At 57.6% G+C, this 16,224-nt stretch carries 12 protein-coding genes; 5 read left to right on the top strand and 7 right to left on the bottom strand.

The features are described from left to right. Positions 1-15: 15 nt before the first annotated feature. The gene (locus tag LKO31_RS03360) at positions 16-2,049 is read left to right on the top strand and encodes a 3-hydroxyacyl-CoA dehydrogenase NAD-binding domain-containing protein (RefSeq protein ID WP_227688661.1); all 2,034 of its coding nucleotides are present in this window, start codon (positions 16-18) and stop codon (positions 2,047-2,049) included. 106 nt (positions 2,050-2,155) lie between these two features. Here LKO31_RS03360 and mmsB read toward each other — a convergent pair whose 3' ends face one another. From mmsB to LKO31_RS03330, 6 genes are all read right to left on the bottom strand, one after another. After that, positions 2,156-3,025, bottom strand: coding sequence for a 3-hydroxyisobutyrate dehydrogenase (mmsB, locus tag LKO31_RS03355; RefSeq protein WP_227688660.1), 870 nt, complete (start codon positions 3,023-3,025; stop codon positions 2,156-2,158). Positions 3,026-3,112: 87 nt separating this feature from the next. Beyond that, positions 3,113-3,895, bottom strand: coding sequence for an enoyl-CoA hydratase-related protein (locus tag LKO31_RS03350; RefSeq protein ID WP_227688659.1), 783 nt, complete (start codon positions 3,893-3,895; stop codon positions 3,113-3,115). A 110-nt stretch (positions 3,896-4,005) separates the two neighbouring features. Next, a complete protein-coding gene (locus LKO31_RS03345; RefSeq protein ID WP_227688658.1) occupies positions 4,006-5,052 on the bottom strand; it encodes an enoyl-CoA hydratase/isomerase family protein in 1,047 nt (348 codons plus the stop codon). Next, positions 5,052-6,194, bottom strand: a complete 1,143-nt coding sequence (locus tag LKO31_RS03340; protein WP_227688657.1) for an acyl-CoA dehydrogenase family protein — start codon at positions 6,192-6,194, stop codon at positions 5,052-5,054. Before LKO31_RS03340 ends, LKO31_RS03345 begins: the two co-directional genes overlap by 1 nt. Positions 6,195-6,225: 31 nt before the next feature. Next, positions 6,226-6,531: an I78 family peptidase inhibitor gene (locus LKO31_RS03335; protein WP_227688656.1), complete on the bottom strand. Its 306-nt coding sequence runs from the start codon at positions 6,529-6,531 to the stop codon at positions 6,226-6,228. A gap of 95 nt (positions 6,532-6,626) precedes the next feature. Continuing rightward, on the bottom strand, positions 6,627-8,123 hold the full coding sequence (locus LKO31_RS03330) for a CoA-acylating methylmalonate-semialdehyde dehydrogenase (RefSeq protein WP_227688655.1): 1,497 nt from the start codon (positions 8,121-8,123) through the stop codon (positions 6,627-6,629). 88 nt (positions 8,124-8,211) lie between these two features. Between LKO31_RS03330 and LKO31_RS03325 the strand changes: the two genes are divergently transcribed. From LKO31_RS03325 to LKO31_RS03310, 4 genes are all read left to right on the top strand, one after another. After that, positions 8,212-9,141, top strand: a complete 930-nt coding sequence (locus LKO31_RS03325) for a LysR family transcriptional regulator (RefSeq protein WP_320443474.1) — start codon at positions 8,212-8,214, stop codon at positions 9,139-9,141. Between the two features lie 145 nt (positions 9,142-9,286). Continuing rightward, on the top strand, positions 9,287-10,495 hold the full coding sequence (locus tag LKO31_RS03320) for an efflux RND transporter periplasmic adaptor subunit (RefSeq protein WP_227688654.1): 1,209 nt from the start codon (positions 9,287-9,289) through the stop codon (positions 10,493-10,495). A gap of 5 nt (positions 10,496-10,500) precedes the next feature. Beyond that, positions 10,501-13,701, top strand: a complete 3,201-nt coding sequence (locus tag LKO31_RS03315) for a multidrug efflux RND transporter permease subunit (protein ID WP_227688653.1) — start codon at positions 10,501-10,503, stop codon at positions 13,699-13,701. After that, positions 13,698-15,131: an efflux transporter outer membrane subunit gene (locus tag LKO31_RS03310; RefSeq protein ID WP_227688652.1), complete on the top strand. Its 1,434-nt coding sequence runs from the start codon at positions 13,698-13,700 to the stop codon at positions 15,129-15,131. Before LKO31_RS03315 ends, LKO31_RS03310 begins: the two co-directional genes overlap by 4 nt. A 126-nt stretch (positions 15,132-15,257) precedes the next feature. Here the strand turns inward: LKO31_RS03310 and LKO31_RS03305 are convergent, their stop codons facing one another. Next, positions 15,258-16,118 (bottom strand): flagellin N-terminal helical domain-containing protein, encoded by an 861-nt coding sequence (locus LKO31_RS03305; RefSeq protein WP_227688651.1) that lies wholly within the window; start codon positions 16,116-16,118, stop codon positions 15,258-15,260. Between the last annotated feature and the right edge of the window lie 106 nt (positions 16,119-16,224).

The raw sequence follows: 16,224 nt of genomic DNA, 5'->3' as shown, positions 1-16,224 counted from the left end.
TGGGAGCCTTTTAGAATGTCTGAAGAAACACCGAACAGCGTTCGTCTAGAAAAACATGGCAATGTCGCCGTGGTTATCGTCAACAACCCACCCGTCAACGCGCTGAGCTGGCACGTGCGCCAAGGGTTGGAAGATCAATTCGCCGCAGCTTTGGCGGACGACAGCGTCGAAGCCATTGTGCTGCGCTGCGATGGGTCAACCTTTATCGCCGGCGCCGACATCAGCGAATTTGGCAAGCCACCACGCGGCCCTGATTTCAACGCCGTGCTCAATTCCATCGAAAATGCGACCAAGCCTGTCATCGCCGCCATTCACGGCACCGCGCTGGGCGGCGGTTTGGAAACCGCGCTGGTTTGCCATTATCGTATCGCCGTTCCTTCGGCCTTGCTGGGCGTGCCCGAAGTCAAGCTGGGCCTGCTGCCCGGTGCAGGCGGAACCCAGCGTCTGCCCCGCGTTGTCGGCGTAGAAGCCGCCGCCACCATGACATCCTTGGGCGAACCCGTGCCCGCCGCCAAGGCCAAGGACATGGGTCTGGTCGACGCTTTGGCTGGTGCCGACAGTCTGGCCGAAGACGCCATTGCTTTTGCCCGCGACCGCATAGCCGATGGCCCACGCCCCACCCGCGCGCGCGAAGTGGTTGGCGACATCAGCATTATCGAAAAGCTGAAAACCCAAAATGCCAAGCGTTGGAAGGGATTTGACGCGCCCTATGCCAACCTTGCCTGTGTCGAAGCCGCCACGCGCCTGCCCTTCGACGAGGGTCTGGCCTTTGAACGCACCGAATTTGGCAAGCTGATGTTCGGTACCCAATCGGCAGCCCAGCGTCATATGTTCTTCGCCGAACGTCAGGCCGCGAAAATCGACGGCCTGCCCAAGGACACCAAGCTGCGCGACATTAAAAAGGTCGGCATTATTGGTGCTGGCACCATGGGCGGCGGGATCATGATGAACTTCCTGCAAAAGGGCTTCGCCTGCACCATCGTTGAAACCCAGCAAGAGGCCTTGGATCGCGGCCTTGCCGTGGTCCGTAAAAATTATGAAGCCTCAGCGGCCAAAGGCCGTTTCAAGCCCGAACAGGTCGAACAGATGATGGGCCTGATTACGCCGTCGTTGATCATGGCGGATCTGGCCGATTGCGACCTGATTATCGAAGCCGTCTATGAAAATATGGACGTCAAGAAGGACATCTTCACCAAATTGGACGGCATCGCCAAGCAAGGCGCGATTTTGGCCACCAACACCAGCTATTTGGACGTCAACGAAATCGCCGCTGTGACCAGCCGTCCCCAAGATGTGGTCGGCATGCACTTCTTCTCGCCCGCCAATGTCATGAAGCTGCTCGAAGTTGTGCGCGGCGACAAGACGGCGCTGGATGTGCTGGCAACCGCCATGGGCATTGGCAAGAAGATCGGCAAAGTCGCCGTTGTCGCGGGCGTCTGCCACGGTTTTATCGGCAACCGCATGCTCGCCCCGCGCCAGTTGGAGGCACAAAAGCTGCTGCTCGAGGGGGCAACACCGGCGCAGGTGGACAAGGTCCACACCGATTTTGGTATGCCCATGGGTCCGTTCCAAATGGCCGATCTGGCCGGCACTGACATTGGTTGGCACCGCGACCCCAATCGCATCGAATCCATCCGCGACGCTTTGTGCGCCGAGGGTCGCTGGGGTCAGAAAAAGCAGGCTGGCTTTTATGATTATGACGACAAACGCCAAGCAAGCGAAAGCCCCCGTGTTGCCGAATTGATCGAACAATTTCGCAAACAAGCGGGCATTGAAAAGCGGGACATCAGCGACCAAGAAATTGTCGAACGCACGCTCTATCCGATGGTCAACGAAGGTGCGCTGATCTTGGACGAAGGCAAAGCCCAGCGCGCATCCGACATCGATGTCGTATGGGTCTATGGCTATGGCTGGCCCGTCTATCGCGGCGGCCCCATGTTCTGGGCTGGGCTGGAAGGCACCGACAAAATCGTCGACGGCCTCAGCAAACATGGTTTCAGCATCGCCCCATTGCTGAAAAATCGCGCCGACAGCAAATCGGGATTCTAAATCATTAGGCGTCCGGTCCGCCGGACGCCTAAGCCAAAAAAGGCCGCCAATCCTTCGCGGGATTGTCGGCCTTTTTTTTAAAAAAAACTTGATCCGGCGCGCAGCGTTACAGCGTTTGGATAATCGCCGAAAAATCGCGGTTCTGCTGGTCTGCCGCGACAAATTCTTCATATAATTCGCGGGCGCGGCTGCCCATCGGCACCGCTGCTCCTGCCAATTCCGCAGCCTCCATCGCCAAACGCAAATCCTTCAACATCAAGCTGGCCGCAAAGCCGCCCTGATAATCCCGATCCGCAGGCGACACAGGGCCAACGCCGGGCAATGGGCAATAGCTGGTCAGCGCCCAATTCTGTCCCGATGACACGCTAGCAATGTCGTAAAAGCGCTGGGGATCTAGCCCTAATTTTTGCGCCATCGCCATGGTTTCGCAGGTCGCCACCATCGACGCGCCCAGCAGCATATTGTTACATATTTTCGCCGCTTGACCCGCACCCGCTGCGCCCGCGTGAATCACCGCCTTGCCCATGGCGTTCAGCACTGCTTCGGCGCGTTCGAACGCGCGGTCTTCGCCGCCAACCATGAAGGTCAGTGTGCCCGCTTCTGCCGCCGCAATGCCGCCGGAAACCGGCGCATCCACCGCCTCTAAGCCCGCCGCAAGGGCCGCCTCAATATTGCTACGCGCGGTCGCAACATCAATGGTCGAACAATCAATCAACAAGGTCGACGGGGCGGCATGGGGAAAAATTGCATCGCGGTACACCGCCGCCACATGCTGGCCCGCTGGCAACATCGTCACCACCGCCACGGCGCCCACCACGGCATCCGCAGCCGACAAAGCACGCGTGCACCCCGCCGCTTCGGCGCGCGCCAGCGCCGCTTCATTCAGGTCAAAAGCCTGAACCTGATGGCCCGCACGCACCAAATTGGCCGCCATGCCGCCGCCCATGTTTCCCAAACCGATAAAAGCGATTTTCATATATTCTCCCATGGATAGTCGCGGCGTACGCGGTGGTTGGGGCCGCCGATGCTATGTCGCGCCGTGCGGCCCAAATATTGGGTCCGCTTAGCGGCCCTTCCAAACGCCTTCGCGCTTTTCAATAAAGGCAGCCATGCCTTCGGCCTTGTCTTCGGTGGCCGTCAAAATCTGGAACAAGCGACGTTCAAACAACAAGCCCTGATCCAACGTGGTTTCAAAGGCGGCGTTGACCATTTCCTTGTTCACCATGGCGGCCATCGGCGGCATCGCAGCAATGGTTGCGGCGGTTTTCAACGCTTCGTCCAACAAGCTGTCATGCGGCACAATGCGCGCCACCAAGCCCGAACGCTCGGCTTCCACCGCGTCCATCATGCGGCCCGTCAGGCACATTTCCATCGCCTTGGCCTTGCCAACCGCACGTGTCAGACGCTGCGATCCGCCCATCCCGGGGGCCACGCCCAGCTTCACTTCGGGCTGGCCGAACTTGGCCTTTTCTGATGCAATGATGAAATCCGCCATCATCGCCAATTCGCACCCGCCGCCCAGCGCAAAACCGTTCACGGCGGCGATCCAAGGCTTGCGCACAGCCTTCACAAAATGGCTGGTCCATTTCGAGAAAAAGTCCTGCAAGAAGAAATCAGACGCAGGCTTTTCGGCCATTTCCTTAATGTCCGCGCCCGCCGCAAAGGCCTTTTCGCCCGAACCCGTCAACACGGCGCAGCGTTGGCTGTCATCCGCCTCAAACGCCGCAAAGGCCGCGATCAAATCGTCCAACACCTTGCTGTTCAGGGCGTTAAGCGCCTGCGGACGGTTCAAAGTCACCAGTGTCACAGCGCCGCGTTGTTCGACGATGATGGTTTCATAGGTCATTCGATTTTCTCCAAATTCCTTACAGCCCGCGACGCCAATCGGCCCCATCCCAGCTTCGCTTGTCCCAAAGCACTAAATGGTCCCGATGAACAGCCTTCAAGCCGCTTCGTTCACGCCAGCGGTGTCCAACGTTCCTGTTCCGGCAATGGCGCGAAAATGGCATCAATCCACGCGTCGCTCACGGCCTCGGCTGTCGGCGGATTCCATTTCGGGCTATGGTCTTTGTCGATGATCAAGGCGCGGACGCCTTCCAAAAAGTCATGCATCGTCACGACCCGCGCACCAATGGCATATTCCTGCACCATTTGGCTCGCAAAGTCCGCCATCTGCGCACCCTCGGCCAATTGGCGCAGCGTGACCTTGCAGGTTTGCGGCGATTTGGTCAGCAATATATCCAATTGCTGGGCGGCCCATGCACCGTCATCGGCGCGCAGCGCGGCAAGAATATCCTCCAGCCGATCGCTAGCAAACAAGCTGTTTATAAGCGGCAAATCACCCAAAATCTCCGCTGGCGGCGGCACCACCGATGCATCCGCCAAAATCTGATCGATCCGCGCAGCATCTGCCACCAAGGCCGCCTTGACGTCAGCCAAGCTCTCGGCAGGCAGATAATGGGTCGCCAAACCCAGCGCCGCACATTCTGCGCCGTTAATCCGCGCGCCCGTCAGCGCCAAAAACACCCCCATGCGCCCTTCAAGGCGCGGGAGGAACCAACCGCCGCCCACATCAGGGAATAAGCCAATGCCAGATTCCGGCATAGCAAAGCGGGTATTTTCCGTCGCCACCCGATATTTTGCGGGCAAAGAAATGCCCACGCCGCCACCCATGGTGATACCGTCTATGAAGGCGATGATCGGCTTGGGATAAGTGAACAGCAAATGGTTCAAGCGATATTCGGTGTGGAAAAATTGGCGGGCTTCCTCGCCGCCCTTAGCCCCGCTTTCGGCCAACATGCGAATATCGCCGCCCGCACAAAAACCGCGTCCCTCGGCATGGTCGATGATGACGGCTGAAATCGCATCATCGGCCTGCCAATCCAACAAGGCCTTGGTCATCGCTTCGCACATCGGCAAGTTCAGCGCATGGATCGCCTTGGGGCGATTCAGCGAAATCCGGCCAACCCCGCCTTCGACAGAAATTAAAACATCATCGCTCATCACCGCAGCAAGTCCCTTCCCACAATCATCCGCATCACCTGATTGGTGCCTTCCAAAATGGAATGCACGCGCAAATCGCGCCAGAAACGCTCGATCGGATAATCTTTCAAATAACCATAGCCACCGAATAATTGCAGCGCGTCATTGACAATCTTCGACCCATTGTCCGTCGCCAAACGCTTGGCCATGGCCGAAAAACGGGTCTTGTCGGGTGCGCCCGCCGTGACTTTGGCCGCCGCCAAATAGAGCAGGGCCCGCGATGCTTCCAAATCTGTGGCCATGTCCGCCAACATGAATTGGGTGTTTTGAAAATCGGCAATGGCTTGGCCAAATTGCTGGCGATCTTTGGTATAAGCCACGGCTTCATCCAAACAGCGCTGCGCACCGCCCAGCGAACAAGCGCCAATGTTCAGCCGCCCGCCGTCCAATCCCGCCATGGCAAAACGAAAACCATCGCCCTCTGCGCCCACACGGTTTTCTACCGGAACCTTCACATTATCAAATATCAGTTGCGCGGTGGGCGACGCGTTCCAACCCAGCTTGCGTTCCTTGGCGCCAAAGCTGACACCGTCCGTCTCTTTATCGATCACCAAACAGCTAATGCCTTTGGCGCCATTGTCGCCCGTGCGAACCATGGTGACATAAACGTCATTCACGCCCGCGCCGGAAATAAACTGCTTGGTGCCATTAACGATATAATGGTCCCCCTCACGCCGAGCCGTGGTTTTCAGGGCTGCTGCATCCGACCCCGAACCCGGTTCGGTCAGGCAATAGCTGGCCATTTTATCCATCGTCACCAAGTCGGGCAGATAGCGGGCCTTCAGATCCGCGTCGGCAAAACTGTCGATCATCCAACTGGCCATATTGTGAATCGATAAAAAGGCGCTGGTGGCCGGACAGCCATAGGACATGGCCTCCATGATCAATGCCGCTTCCAACCGACTCAGACCAATACCGCCCGATTCTTCACCCACATAAATGGCTGCAAAACCCAAGTCGGCCGCAGATTTAATGACATCGCGCGGAAAATGGCTCTTTTCGTCCCATTCCGCCGCAAAAGGCGTAATCGCATCTGCCGTAAATCGACGGGCCATCTCCTGAATGGCCAATTGGTCCTCGGTCAGTTGGAATTGATCCGTCATGCATCCCTCTCTCTATGCCGCAGGGGCGATATTATCCGCAGCTAATCTGACCAATAATCATATTGTCGTCATAGCTGATGTTCACCCGGTCTGTCCGCAGGTCCATCGTCCAAGCGGACCGTGGCGGACCCCAGCGCAAATTGCGGGCACCCGTGGCTTTTAACACCTCGGGGCCTGTCGCGTCGGTCACTTTCTGGCCCACCAAATGCTGAACATTATCCGCGACACATTTCATTTCCAGCGGGGCCGCGCCCGTATCAATGCTGCCGTCCGTGGCGGCACAGGCCGCCAGCGGGAAACTGGCCATCAAAGCGATCAAAGATTTACCGTACATCATCGTCTCCGTTTCTGTTGCCTATCGTCAACCATAATAGGTCACGAAGCCAATTGGTTTCACCCTTGATCAGCGGTCCATTTTATCCCCGATCCATGTTAGCCCATGGTCGGAATGACAAAGGCATTTGTGCCGTCCAACGACCCGTCGGGCCAGCGTGCCGTCACGGTCTTCACCTTGGTCCAGAATTTGACGCCTTCCATGCCGTGCTGGTTGGTGTCGCCAAAGGCCGACCGCTTCCACCCACCAAATGTGTGATAGGCCACTGGCACGGGAATCGGCACGTTAATGCCCACCATGCCGACGTTCACCCGCGCCGCAAATTCCCGTGCGGCATGACCGTTGCGGGTAAAAATCGCCACGCCATTGCCATATTGATGCTTGCTGGGCAGCGCGAGCGCGGTTTCAAAATCAGGGGCGCGCACGATTTGCAGCACGGGCCCAAAGATTTCTTCCTTATAGCTTTCCATGTCTGGCGTCACATGGTCGAACAAGGTAGGTCCGACAAAGAAACCCTTTTCATGGCCTTGCAGGGTGAATCCGCGGCCATCGACCACCAATTCCGCGCCTTCTTCAGCGCATTTGCTGATCCAGCCTTCGACCTTTTCCTTATGGGCCTGTGTCACCACCGGACCATAATGGGCATCGGCATCCGTCGATACGCCCACGCGCAGCGCCTCAATGGCAGGAATTAATTTGGCGCGCAGACGCTCGGCAGTATCATCGCCCACGGGCACCACGACTGGCAAAGCCATGCAGCGTTCGCCCGCAGAACCAAAGGCCGCGCCTGTCAAATCATTGACGACTTGATCCAAATCCGCGTCGGGCATGACGATACCGTGGTTTTTCGCGCCGCCCATGGCCTGCACGCGCTTGCCAGCCGCCACGCCGCGTTCATAGACATAATGTGCGATGTCCGACGATCCAACAAAGCTGACCGCCCCAATATCGGGATGGTCCAAAATGGCATCAACCATTTCCTTGTCACCATGCAGCACTTGGAAAATGCCTTCGGGCATACCGGCTTCTAGGAACAATTCCCCCAAACGCACGGGAACCGATGGGTCGCGGTCGCTAGGTTTCAAAATAAATGCATTGCCCACCGATGTCGCCACGCCGCCCATCCACAGCGGAATCATCGCGGGAAAGTTAAACGGCGTGATCCCCGCCCCAATGCCGATCGGTTGACGCATCGAATAAACATCAATGCCGGGGCCGGCACCTTGGGTATATTCGCCCTTCAAGACATGCGGCAGGCCACAGCAAAATTCGATCACTTCCAAGCCGCGCTGAATATCGCCCTTGCTGTCGGCAATCACCTTGCCATGTTCGGCAGACAGCATTTCGGCCAGCGCCTGCATATTGGCTTCGACCAACCGCTTAAATTCAAACATAACCCGCGCACGGCGCTGGGGATTGGTGGCGGCCCATGCTGGCTGCGCCGCCTTGGCGGCAGCAACAGCGCGGTCCAGCACAGCGCGGTCGCCTAAGGCAACGCGGGCCTGCACACCGCCATTATTCGGGTCCAAAATATCGCTAAAACGGCCCGCCGTCGTGGCCGCACCGCCAGCCATCATATGGTCAATCTGTCGCATGGAGGTCATCCTCTCCTCATATCGGTCGGCGCTGTGCACCCTTCCCAGCCATGCTCCATCACATGAGTTTTTATCGCAACAGATAGACTTGCAGATCAAAACTGCATATTTGCAGCATATGAATTGGGACAGGCTGCAATATTTCTTGACCGTGGCACAGCACGGCACATTGGCACGGGCGGCCCAAGCCCTGAAGGTCGACGCCACCACCGTCAGCCGCCAAATTAGCGCCTTGGAAAATCAATTGGGCGAACGCCTGTTTGAACGCTCACCCGCGGGGTTCCTCTTATCCTCGGCAGGCCGCGACCTGATGCCCCATGCCGAAGCCATGGCCAGCGCTGCGGCGCGCATTGATCTGGACACTCCCCAAAATCGGGGCAGCAATATTAGCGGTCAATTGCGGGTCAGCCTGTCGGAAGGCTTTGGCAGCCACTTTGTGGCCAGCCGCCTGCATGATTTTCTACATGCCCATCCGGCCCTAGAAGTTGATCTGGTCGCCTCCAGCGGCTTTCTTAACCCATCACGGCGCGAGGCGGATTTGGCGATTTTGCTCGCACAGCCCCGCAAAGGCCCACTGATCACCCGCCGCATCGCCAATTATCAACTGGCTCTTTATGCCCCGACGTCCCGCCCCGACTGGCATAGCTGGTCCAGCGACACGCGCATCAGCACCAGCGGCATCCCGATTGTCGGCTATATTCCGGACATTCTCTATGCCCCCGAACTGGATTATCTCGAAGAAATCGAACCCGGCCTAAAGGCCACAGCGCGGTCATCGTCCATCATCGCACAAAGCCATATGATTGCATCGGGTGCGGGCATCGGGGTTTTGCCCTGTTTTTTGGCCGCCGATCATCCCGATTTGCACCCGATCTGGCCGGACAAACGCCTGCAACGCAGCTTTTGGCTGACGCTGCATCAAGATCTGGTTCACCAACCGCGGGTGCGCGCCTTCATCGACTGGATTGAAAATCAAATATGGCAAGGCCGCCACCTGCTTAATCCTTCGCCAAATTGACCGTTCGTCGAAAGAATTTACACTTTCATTCACTATTTTGTCGCAAATTGTCGCAACAGCGACAAAGCGCTTGCGACTTATTCGCAATCCGTTGAATAAGTGACAAAACCATGCGCCGCAGCCTGAGAAAATATAGAGATTGTTGATGTCAGCGAAACTTTCGCGGCCCCTGATCGGGGCGCTCAGTGCCATATTCCTGCTGACAACAGCATGTTCTAGCGGTGACGATAAATCACGCCCTGATCGCGGCGCGCCAGAGGTTGGCTTTGTCACGGTGACCCAGCAATCGGTTCCCATCACCGCCGAATTGGGTGGCCGCACCATCGCCTTTGAAACCAGCGAAGTGCGCCCCCAAGTAACGGGCCTGATCCGCAAACGCCTGTTCACCGAAGGGGCAATGGTGCGCGCGGGACAACCCTTATATCAAATTGACGCCAGCCTGTACCAAGCCAGCGTCAAACAAGCCGAGGCCAATCTGGCCAGCGCCCAAGCGCGCGCCCGCGCCTCCGATGAAAAAACGCGGCGCCTGAAACCCTTGGCGGACATGCAAGCTGTCGCCGAACAAGATTATACCGACGCCGTCGCCGATGCTGGCATCGCCCGCGCCGCAGTGGCGCAAAGTAGCGCGGCCTTGGAAACGGCACGCATCAATTTGCGCTTCGCATCCATCACCGCGCCGATCAGCGGCCGCATCGGCCGGTCTATCGCCACCCCCGGCGCTTTGGTCAGCGCCAGCCAAGCCGACCCGCTGGCCGTCATCCAGCAACTGGACCCGATTTATGTCGATATCCAGCAAAGCAGCGCCGAACTCACCCGCTTGCGTCAGGCCTTGGCCAAGGGCGGCGTAACCGCAGGCGATGCCAGCGTCCGCCTAAAGCTTGAGGATGGCAGCCTATATGGCGCCACCGGCAAGGTGCAATTTTCCGAAGTCACGGTGAATGAAAACACCGGAACGGTCGCCATTCGCGCGCGCTTCCCCAACCCCAATGGGCTGTTGTTACCCGGCATGTTCGTCACGGCCATTTTCGATCAGGCTGTGACGCCCAATGCCATTTTGGTGCCCCAACAAGCGGTTCTGCGCGATTTTGACGGCAGCGCCTATGTTATGCTGGTTGGCAAGGACCAAAAGGCCGAACGCCGCAAGGTCAGCACCGACCGCACGGTCACTGGGAATTGGGTGATCAGCGATGGCTTGAAACCGGGTGATAAAGTGATCACCCAGGGTTTGAACAATTTGAAACATGACATGCCCATTCGGCCCGTGCCCGCCAGCACGGTCCCGCAAATTGGCCCTGCACCCAAAAGTCCTGCCGCGAAATCATCCGCCGCCCAATCTCCGACCAAGGGCGGCTGATCCCCATGTCGCGGATTTTCATTGAACGCCCCATTTTTGCATGGGTTTTGGCCATCATCGTCATGCTGGGCGGCCTTGGCGCCCTGCGCGGATTGGCGGTCGAACAATATCCCGACATTGCGCCAACACAGGTCAATATCCGCACCAATTATCCCGGCGCATCCGCCGAGGCGATTGAAAATAGCGTGACCCAAATTTTGGAGCAACAACTGACCGGTCTTGATGGCCTGCTCTATTTCAGTTCGCAATCCACTTCGCGCGGACAGGCCAGCGTGACCGCCACCTTTGCCAAGGGAACCGACCCTGATATCGCACAGGTTCAGGTTCAAAATGCCATTCAATCGTCCATTTCGCGCCTGCCACAACAAGTGCAAGCCCAAGGCGTTCGGGTCAGCAAATCCAGCGCGTCGCCGCTGATGATGGTCAATGTGTATGACAACACAAACACACGGTCTAATTATGACGTATCCGATTATTTGACGACCAATATTCAAGATGTCATCAGCCGAATCGAGGGCGTGGGTGAAGTTGTCATATTCGGTTCATCCCATGCGATGCGAATCTGGCTGAATCCCCAACGCCTTGCGGCCATGCGCCTGATGCCGTCTGACGTTATTTCCGCGATCAGCGCGCAAAATAGCGAAATCGCGGCTGGCGAGGTTGGCGGCTTGCCTGCCCCCAAGGGACAGTTGCTCAATGCATCGGTCACAGCCCAGTCGCGCCTGCAAACGCCCGAAGAATTTGAAAATATCGTCCTGAAAACCGAACAAGATGGCGCCACGGTGCGCGTGAAGGACGTCGCGCGGGTCGAGATTGGCGCGGAAAGCTATGGCGGTTCTGGCCAGATGAATGGCCACCCTGCCGCTGGCATGATGATTTTCCCCGCCCCCGGTGCCGATGCTTTGAAAACGGCCGACCGTGTCAAAGCCCGTGTCGAGGAATTGGCAAAGGATTTTCCGGACGGCCTCAGCTTCACCTATGTGAATGACAGCAGCGACTTCATCAAATTATCGGTCAGCGAGGTCGTCAAAGCCTTGATCGAGGCCATCGTCTTGGTGGTCATCGTCATGTTCGTCTTTTTGCAAAGCTGGCGCGCGACGCTGATTCCCACGATTGCCGTTCCCGTCGTGTTGCTCGGCACCTTTGGCATATTTTACCTGATGGGTTTCAGCATCAATACGCTGACCTTATTTGGTTTGGTGCTGGCAATCGGCCTGTTGGTCGACGACGCGATTGTTGTCGTGGAAAATGTTGAGCGTTTGCTGGCGGAAAATCCGGAAATGACCCCGCGCGAAGCGACATTTCGGTCGATGAAGGAATTGCAAAATGCGCTGATCGCCATTGGTCTGGTGCTATCTGCCGTGTTCCTGCCCATGGCCTTTTTTGGCGGCTCGACAGGCGTCATTTATCAACAATTTGCTGTCACCATCATTGCCGCGATGGGCCTGTCGGTTCTGGTTGCGCTGGTTCTCAGCCCCGCTCTCACATCATCCTTGCTGCGCAATCACCACCAGCAGCATGACGATGGCCCCAGCCGCTTTCCTGCGCTGCAACAACGACTGGAACGTGCAAAACTATGGTTCAACACGGGTTTTGATCGCACCAGCAACCGCTATGCCCAGAGCGTGGCCAAGGTGGTGAACAAGAAATGGCATTATCTGGGGCTATATGGCCTGTTATTGGTCGCGCTGATCTTTTTATTCCTGCGTTTGCCAAGCGGTTTTCTGCCCAACGAAGACCAAGGCAATGTCGCGGTACAATTTCGTATGCCCGCTGGCACCACGCAGGAACGCACCATCGAAGTGCGCGAGCAAGTACGGAAATATTTTGCTGACAATGAAGCCGATAATATCCGCACCTTGTTCCTGATTGCGGGCGGCGGCGGCGGCGGCGTCACGGGTCAAAATACCGGCCAAGGTTTTATGAACTTGGTCAAATGGGACGATCGTAAAGGCGCCGATAATAGCGCAGAGGCGATTGCTGGCCGCGCAAACCAAGCCCTGTCTGCCATTCGCGATGCACAGGTTTTCGTACTGGTGCCCGGCGCCATTCGCGGTCTGGGTGATACATCCGGATTTTCCATGCATCTGCAAAATCGTAGCGGCCTGTCACGCACCGAATTTGCCGCCGCACGGGACCAGTTGGTTGCCGCCGCCAGCGCCAATCCCAAATTGGCAACGGTACGGCTGACGGATTTGCCTGATGTCGCATCGCTGAAAATCAATATCGATACCCAGCGGCTGTCAGCTTATGGCCTGAGCAGCGCCGATGTGAACAACACTTTGTCCACCGCATGGGGCGGCCGCTATGTCAACGACTTCATCGACAAAGGCCGTGTCAAACGTGTCTATGTGCAAGGTGATGCGGCCTATCGCTCCAAGCCAGAAGATTTGGCACAATGGTATGTCCGCGCGCCCAGTGGCAATATGGCACCATTTAATGCCTTTGCGACGATTGACTGGTCCACCACGCCCGCCAGCACCTCGCGCTTTGGCGGTGTGCCAGCCTATCAAATCTCCGGCCAGCCAGCACCCGGCGTCAGCTCCGGTGAAGCCATGGCGGAAATGGAAAAACTGGCGGCTGAAATTGCGGGCACCAGCGTGGCATGGTCCGGTTCGTCATTCGAGGAGCGTATTTCCTCCGGCCAAGCCCCCCTGCTCTATGCGCTGTCCTTGCTCGTCGTTTTTCTGTGCCTTGCCGCTTTATATGAAAGCTGGTCGATTCCTTTTGCCGTCATGCTGATCATTCCGCTGGGCCTGTTGGGGGCGGTATTGGCGGTGTCCCTGCGCGGATTGGAAAATGACGTTTATCTGCAAATTGGCTTGCTCACCACCATGGGACTCGCCGCGAAAAACGCCATTTTGATGATCGAATTTGCGGAACAAGAAGAACGCAAGGGCAAAAGCGTTTTAGAATCAGTGTTGATTGCGGCCCGTATTCGCCTGCGCCCAATTTTGATGACCAGCTTTGCGTTTATTTTTGGCGTCCTTCCCTTGGCCTTGGCCAGTGGAGCGGGTGCCAATAGCCGCATCGCCATCGGTACGTCGGTGATCGGCGGCATGTTGGCGGCGACCTTGTTGGCCATTTTCTTCATTCCGCTGTTCTTTGTGTTGGTGCGCCGCGGGGTTCGCGACGGCATCGCGGCCATCAAGGCGCGCACAGGGCACAACCCTTCCCAAGAACAGGGTCAGGAGAATCCGGCATGACGCAGCGTCCCCGCCTTCACAGCCATACGGCCCTGCGTTTGGCGCCCCTGATGCTGGTTCCTTTCTTGCTAGCGGGCTGTTCGCTGGCGCCCAAAACCATATTGTCAGCGCCGCCCGTCCCGCAAAGCTGGCCAATCGGTGACGCCGCCTTGATGGAAAGCGAAGCCGCGCTGCCGATGGTCAGCTATCGCGACATCTTCACCGATGCGCAGCTGCAACATTTGATCGAGCAAGCTTTGCAAGAAAATCGCGATCTGCGGGTCGCTTATGCCAATGTCAGCGCCGCCCGCGCACAGGCCCGTTCCAGCCGCGCCGATATCTTTCCCGATATCGGCCTGAGCGGCAGCGCCAACCGCACCGGACAATCCGGTGTGGCGGATCGATCCAGCTATGCCCTGCGCGGCGGCGTAACCGGCTTTGAACTCGACCTCTTTGGCCGCTTGTCCAACGCTGCTGCGGCGGACCGCAATGCCGCCTTGGCAACCGAGGCGGCATCACGCACGGTGCGTCTGGCCCTGATCGCCGAACTGGCCAGTGCATGGGCCAGCTATGGCGCCAATCGCGATTTGCTGACCATCGCCGAAGACACCGCCAAAAATGCCCGCGAAAGCGTGCGCCTGACCAAGGCGCGACTAGACGGCGGCATCGCCCCACGCACCGACCTGCGACAGGCCGAACAAATATTGGCCACCGCCGAGGACAGTATCGCCCAGCAAACCGCCCTCTTGGCACAGGATGAGAATCTCATTCGGCTATTGATCGGACAAGATGTCGATCGCGCCTTGCTGCCCGCTAGCCTCGCACAGGCATCCGCCGGAATCGGTGCACCGCCTGCTGGTACCCGCAGCGAGATTTTGCTGCGCCGACCCGACGTGATACAAGCCGAATATGATTTGCGGGCCGCCAACGCCAATATTGGCGTCGCCCGCGCGCGCTTATTTCCGTCCATTTCCCTCACCGGCTTGCTGGGTTTGGCCAGCGATGCGCTGTCCGGCCTGTTCAACGGCGATGCATGGAATTGGTCCGCTGGTGCCAATGTCGCTGCGCCCATCTTTAACTTTGGTGGACGAAAAGCTGATGTGGCTGCCACACAGGCGCGCCGCGATGCAGCGCTGGCCCGTTATGAAGGCAGCATCCAAACCGCATTTCGCGAAGTGGCGGACGCATTGGCTGTGCAAGCCACCATCGCAGAACGCCTGCGTGCCGCCCGCAACGACAGCGATGCCGCACTTGACACCGCGCGGCTCAGCGAAGCGCGCTATCGCGGCGGGATCGACAGTTTTCTGGCCAGCCTTGTAGCCCAGCGCAGCCTTTACACCGCACGGCGGGGCGAGATTCAGACGCAATATCTACACGCCCAAACGCGGATTAATTTATTCCGTGCTTTGGGCGGGGACAGTGCGGCGCAAGGGCCTATTTCCGCACCCTAGCGACCGATAAAATGCGGCAAACCATGCACTCCGCACGGTGCATATTTTCCCAAATTTAGAATCAAAAAAGGCATCCCAATTTCAAGGGATGCCTTTTTTGTTAATCGCCTTGCGATGGTGCGTCTATTAACGCAGCAAGCTCAGCACGCCTTGTTGGCTTTGGTTGGCTTGTGCCAACATCGCCGTCGATGCCTGCGACAAGATCGATGCCGCAGCAAGCTTGGTCGATTCAGCCGAGAAGTCCGCATCTTCAATACGCGATTTGCTGTCCTGCAAATTGGTGACGCTGGACGTCAGATTGTCGATCGCGGCTTCAAGTCGGTTCTGCTGTGCACCAATATTGGCGCGCTGGCTGGCAACCGTATCAATGGCCGTATCCAATGCGGTCAGCGCAGCGGACGCACCAGCTTCGGTCGATACATCCAGCGTAGCGACTGCAAGCGATGTCGCATCCATAAAGTCGATTTCCAGATCCACCGTTTCACCACTTTTGAGACCCGTTTGGATCGCCAAAGTAACCGAGGTAGCTGGTGTCGGTGCAGGTGCGGGCGGCGGAGTTGCTGGCGCTGGAGCGGACAACAAACTTGTTCCGTTGAAATTGGTACGACCCGAAATATCGCCGATCTGACTGATCAACGCCTCGACTTCGACCTGAATCGCGTCCCTGTCAGTCGTGCTGTTGGTGCCGGTGGCGGCTTGCATCGCCAGTTCCCGCATACGCACCAAGATGTTCGAAATATTGCCCATCGCGCTTTCCGCCGTTTGGGCGGCCGAAATACCGTCATTGGCGTTGCGGATTGCTTGGGTCATACCGCGTGCATTTGCATCCATGCGGGTCGCAATCGCCAGACCAGCGGCGTCGTCCTTGGCGCTGTTGATGCGCTTACCGCTGGACAGACGTTCCATTGCGGTAGCCTGCATTTTGCCAGCAATACGCGAATTATTCTGAGCGCGCAGGGCGCTGACGTTCGTATTGATTACAGTCATGATCTTCCCTTCCAACCATCCAATCCCCCAACGCCGATTTTTGCGGCATATTGGCGGTGATGAATTCGGTAACGGCAGAAGCGAAGCAAGTTTAAATTAAAATATA

Source organism: Sphingopyxis yananensis (genome assembly GCF_020687785.1).
Lineage (GTDB): Bacteria > Pseudomonadota > Alphaproteobacteria > Sphingomonadales > Sphingomonadaceae > Sphingopyxis > Sphingopyxis yananensis.
This window is presented reverse-complemented; position numbering and strand designations above follow the sequence as displayed.

What these genes read in the sequence shown, in the direction of transcription:
- LKO31_RS03360 (WP_227688661.1), top strand. Translation starts at nt 16, where the DNA reads ATGTCTGAAGAAACACCGAACAGCGTTCGTCTAGAAAAACATGGCAAT.
- mmsB (WP_227688660.1), bottom strand. Translation starts at nt 3,025, where the DNA reads ATGAAAATCGCTTTTATCGGTTTGGGAAACATGGGCGGCGGCATGGCG.
- LKO31_RS03350 (WP_227688659.1), bottom strand. Translation starts at nt 3,895, where the DNA reads ATGACCTATGAAACCATCATCGTCGAACAACGCGGCGCTGTGACACTG.
- LKO31_RS03345 (WP_227688658.1), bottom strand. Translation starts at nt 5,052, where the DNA reads ATGAGCGATGATGTTTTAATTTCTGTCGAAGGCGGGGTTGGCCGGATT.
- LKO31_RS03340 (WP_227688657.1), bottom strand. Translation starts at nt 6,194, where the DNA reads ATGACGGATCAATTCCAACTGACCGAGGACCAATTGGCCATTCAGGAG.
- LKO31_RS03335 (WP_227688656.1), bottom strand. Translation starts at nt 6,531, where the DNA reads ATGATGTACGGTAAATCTTTGATCGCTTTGATGGCCAGTTTCCCGCTG.
- LKO31_RS03330 (WP_227688655.1), bottom strand. Translation starts at nt 8,123, where the DNA reads ATGCGACAGATTGACCATATGATGGCTGGCGGTGCGGCCACGACGGCG.
- LKO31_RS03320 (WP_227688654.1), top strand. Translation starts at nt 9,287, where the DNA reads ATGTCAGCGAAACTTTCGCGGCCCCTGATCGGGGCGCTCAGTGCCATA.
- LKO31_RS03315 (WP_227688653.1), top strand. Translation starts at nt 10,501, where the DNA reads ATGTCGCGGATTTTCATTGAACGCCCCATTTTTGCATGGGTTTTGGCC.
- LKO31_RS03310 (WP_227688652.1), top strand. Translation starts at nt 13,698, where the DNA reads ATGACGCAGCGTCCCCGCCTTCACAGCCATACGGCCCTGCGTTTGGCG.
- LKO31_RS03305 (WP_227688651.1), bottom strand. Translation starts at nt 16,118, where the DNA reads ATGACTGTAATCAATACGAACGTCAGCGCCCTGCGCGCTCAGAATAAT.